The organism is Polaromonas sp. P1_G2 (assembly GCF_056405515.1).
Window position 1 is genome coordinate 1 of the sequence record NZ_JBFUBY010001276.1, and the last position, 432, is coordinate 432.

Sequence of the window (432 nt, forward strand, 5' to 3'; positions counted from 1 at the left end):
GTGTTCGGCCCGATCCTCTCGATCATCCCGTTCGAGAATGAAGAGGAGGCGCTGAGGATCGCCAACGGCACCGAGTATGGCCTCGCCTCGGCGGTCTGGACGTCCAATCTGTCACGCGCGCATCGCATGGTCCGCGGCATCAAGGCCGGCGTCGTGCATGTCAACACCTATGGCGGCGCCGACAACACCGTGCCGCTCGGCGGCGTCAGGCAATCCGGCAACGGCCACGACAAGTCGCTGCATGCGCTGGATAAGTATGTGGATTTGAAGACGGCTTGGATTCAGTTGTGAGGTTATGAGGGGGGAATTTCACCCCTCACCAACTTCGGCCAAGGGGCGAGGAAAACCCGAGGCACGCCTCACCACAATCGCGACGTTGCAGCAGGTTGAAAGGGCGCCACAGGTTATTCCTCGCCCCTTGCGGGAGAGGAT

General features: G+C 61.3%; 1 protein-coding gene. It reads left to right on the plus strand.

Annotated features, from left to right (window positions below; genetic code table 11):
* On the plus strand, positions 1-291 hold a 291-nt coding region (locus AC1D0P_RS30120), incomplete at its 5' end, for an aldehyde dehydrogenase family protein (RefSeq protein WP_477680084.1).
* Positions 292-432: the final 141 nt, after the last annotated feature.